The sequence below is a fragment of the Nocardia testacea NBRC 100365 genome (genome assembly GCF_000308775.1).
Taxonomy (GTDB): Bacteria; Actinomycetota; Actinomycetes; order Mycobacteriales; family Mycobacteriaceae; genus Nocardia; species Nocardia testacea.
Window position 1 is genome coordinate 1 of the sequence record NZ_BAGJ01000230.1, and the last position, 3,887, is coordinate 3,887.

The window sequence follows — 3,887 nt, forward strand, 5'->3', positions numbered from 1 at the left end:
GCGCCTCCGGCGTCACGCCGCGCGCGGTGACCGACGCGACCGACGCCACGAATTCTCCCGTGCTGTCGGCGATATCGATCCCGATCCGCCCGTCGCCGTGCGCGACGATACGGGCCCGCGCGGCCGCCGCGCCCCGGCGGCCGAGCCGCACTCCGGCGAACGAGAAGGGCAGCGGGACCTGGCCTTCCGCTACTTCGCCGGTCAACCCCTCCAACGCCGCGTGCAGGCAGGAGTCCAGCAGTGCCGGGTGCACACCGAACCCGGCGACCGGACCGCTCGCGGTCTCGTCGAGGGAGATCTCGGCGAAGATCTCGGTCTCCCGCTGCCACAGCGCGGTGACACCCCGGAAGGCCGGGCCGTAGTCGAAGCCGCGCGCCGCGAGACGGTCGTAGAACGCGGAATCGTCCGTGCGTTGGGCACCCTGCGGCGGCCACGCCTGCTCGTGCCACCCCGTATCGGGTTCGGTCCCGGCGGCCAGCACCCCGCTCGCGTGTAGCACCCAGGGGGTCGCGGCGGGGGCCGCGCCGGTATCGGCCGGGCGGGAATGGATCTCGAAGGTGCGCCGGCCGGTGCCGTCGGGCACCGCCAGGCCCGCCTGGACGTCCACCTCCGTGTTCCCGGCGAACACCAGCGGCGCGGCCAGGACCAGTTCCTCGACCGTATCCAGGCCCAGCCGCGAACCGGCGGCCGCGATCATCTCCACGAACGCGGTCCCGGGCAGCAGCACCGAGCCGAGTACCGAATGGTCGGCGAGCCACGGATGGGTGCGCAGCGACAGGAGGCCGGTGAACAGCCACTCGTCCTGTGCCGCGCGCGGTACCGCGGCGGTGAGCAGCGGGTGGCCGAACGAACCGGTCGCCGGTTCGGGGGCCGGTTGCGGCCAGTACCGCTGTCGCCGGAACGCGTAGGTGGGCAGATCGACCCGGTGGCCGGGCCGTCCGGCGAACAGTGGCGCCCACCGCACCGGGCCGCCCGCCACCGACACCTGCGCGAGCACGGAGACCAGTCCGCGCACCTCGCCGGCTGCTCGCCGCACCGAGGCGGCCACCACCGACCTGGCTTCGACATCCGGCTGCTCGGCCAGGCACTCCCGGGTCATCGCGGTCAGCACCGCGTCGGGGCCCACCTCGACGAAGGTCCGCGCCCCGGCCTCGACCAGCGCGTCCACCCCAGGCGCGAACCGCACGCATTCGCGGACCTGGTCCACCCAGTGCCCGGGGTCGGTGAGTTCGGCCGCGCTGAGCCCGCCGGTGAGTCCGGAAACCACCGGCAGCAGCGGCTCCCGATAGGTCAGGCTCCGGGCCACTTCCCGGAATTCGTCGAGCATCGGTTCCATGAGTTCGGAATGGAAGGCATGGCTGACGCGCAGCCGCGACGTGCGCACCCCCTCGTCGGTGAACCGCTGGGCGATCTCCTCGATCGCGTCCTCCTCCCCGGAGAACACCACCGAGGACGGCCCGTTCAACGCCGCGATCGACACCCGGCCGAGGTAGCCGAACGCCACCTCGGTCGCCTCGGTCTCGGTCACCGCCACGGCCACCATGGCGCCGCCCTCCGGCAGGGCGCCCATCAACCGGCCCCGCGCCGCCACCAGCGCACAGGCGTCCGGCAGCGACCACACCCCGGCCACGTACGCCGCCGCCAGTTCACCGATCGAATGCCCGGTGACCAGGTCCGGCACCACTCCGAAGGACTCCAGCAGCCGGAAGAGCGCGACTTCGAAGGCGAACAGCGCCGGCTGGGTGAATTCGGTGCGGTCCAGCACGCCGTCGGGGTCGGTGAACATCACCTCCCGCAACGACCGCCCCAGCAACGGATCGAACTCCGCACACACCTCGTCCAACGCCGCCGCGAACACCGGGAACACCTCGTACAGTTCCCGGCCCATCCCGGCCCGCTGCGCACCCTGGCCGGTGAACAGGAACGCCGTCTGACCCGGCACCGGCCCACCGGACACCACACCCGGGCCGCCGGCGCCGGAGGCCAGCGCGGCCAGGCCCGCCAGCAGTTCGGCGCGGTCGCCACCGAGGACCACCGCACGCCGGTTCAGCAGAGCCCGCGAATCCAGCAGCGACCGCGCCACCGCCCAGGAATCCGCTTCCGGCCGGTCCGCCAGCCAGTCCCGCAACCGCTGCGCCTGCGCCCGCAGCGCCTCGTCGGTTTTCCCGGAGATCCGCAGCGGTACCACGGGAATGTCGAGCGGTTCCGTACCCGCGGGGCCGGCACCGGTGCCCGGCCGTGTACCCGGCGCGGTGGGTGCCTCCTCGATGATCACGTGCGCGTTGGTCCCGCTGATCCCGAACGACGACACCCCGGCCCGGCGTACCCGGCCGGGCGTCGCGGGCCAGTCCCGGGCCTCGGTGAGTACCTCCACCGCACCCGCCGACCAATCCACATGCGGGGACAGAGCGTCCACGTGCAGGGTCCGGGGCAGTTCTTCGTGCCGCAGGGCCTGCACCATCTTGATGATGCCGCCGACACCCGCCGCGGCCTGGGTGTGGCCGATATTCGATTTCAGCGAGCCGATCCGCAGCGGCTCGGAACGCTGCCGGCCGTAGGCGGTGAGCAGTGCCCGCGCCTCGATCGGATCACCGAGCGCGGTGCCCGTACCGTGGGCCTCCACGGCGTCCACGTCCACCGGCGCCAATCCGGCGTCGGCCAGCGCGGCCGCGATGACCCGTTCCTGCGAGGGTCCGTTCGGCGCGGTCAGCCCGTTGCTGGCACCGTCCTGGTTCACCGCCGAACCGCGCACCACCGCGAGGATTCGATGACCCGCGCGCTGGGCGTCGGACAGGCGTTCCAGCACCAGGACTCCCGCGCCCTCGGCCCACGCGACCCCGTCGGCCGCGGCCGAGAAGGATTTGCACCGGCCGTCGGCGGCCAGGCCGCGCTGCCGGGAGAAGTCGACGAACACCGAAGGTGTCGACATGACCGTCGCCCCGCCCACCAGCGCCAGCGTGCTCTCGCCGGCGCGCAGCGCGCGGCAGGCGGTGTGCAGTGCCACCAGCGACGAGGAACAGGCGGTGTCCATGGTCACCGCCGGTCCCTCCAGGCCCAGGGCGTAGGACACCCGGCCCGACACCACACTGCCCGCCGCGCCCGTCGCGATATAGCCCTCCATCTCGGGCCCGGCCCGGCGGGTCAGGGCGTCGTAATCCTGATACATCACGCCGGTGTAGACACCGGTATCGCTGCCACGCAGCGACACCGGGTCGATACCCGCGTGTTCCAGTGCCTCCCAGGACACTTCGAGCAGTAACCGCTGCTGCGGGTCCATCGCGACCGCCTCGCGCGGGCCGATACCGAAGAATCCGGCATCGAAATCCGCCGCGTCCAGCAGGAAACCGCCCTCACGCACATAGGACGTGCCCGGGTGCGCCGGGTCCGGGTCGAAGAGCCGCTCCAGATCCCAGCCGCGGTCGGCGGGGAACCCGGTGATCGCGTCCCGCCCGGACGCCACGAGCTCCCAGAGCTGGTCGGGAGATTCGACGCCGCCGGGGTAACGGCAGGCCATACCCACGATGGCGATGGGTTCGTCGGCACGCGTCCGGCGCCGGGCCGTCCGGTCGGCCGGGGCGGCGCCGGCGAGTTCGGCGCGGACGAAGCCGGCGATCGCGGCGGCGGTCGGATAGTCGAAGGCCAGGGTCGAGGGCAGGCGCAGTCCGGTCGCCTTGCCCAGCCGGTTGCGGAATTCCACCGAGCCCAGCGAATCGAAGCCCAGTTCGCTGAAGGGCTTGTCGACCTCGATGAGCGCTCCCGTGGCATAACCCAGTACGGCCGCGACCTGGTCGCGCACGAAATCCAGGACGAGCGCGTCCTGTTTGTCGGCCGGGGCGGCGGCCAGCCGGCGCGGCAGCTCGCCGCCGCCGCCCTCGGCCCGGCGCGAG

Annotated in this window: 1 protein-coding gene; it reads right to left on the reverse strand. The window is 72.8% G+C overall.

All coding sequences use genetic code 11. From position 1 onward, the window contains the following. Positions 1–3,887 (reverse strand): type I polyketide synthase (locus ON38_RS25675; RefSeq protein ID WP_039827590.1); only part of this gene is annotated, 3,887 nt, incomplete at both ends.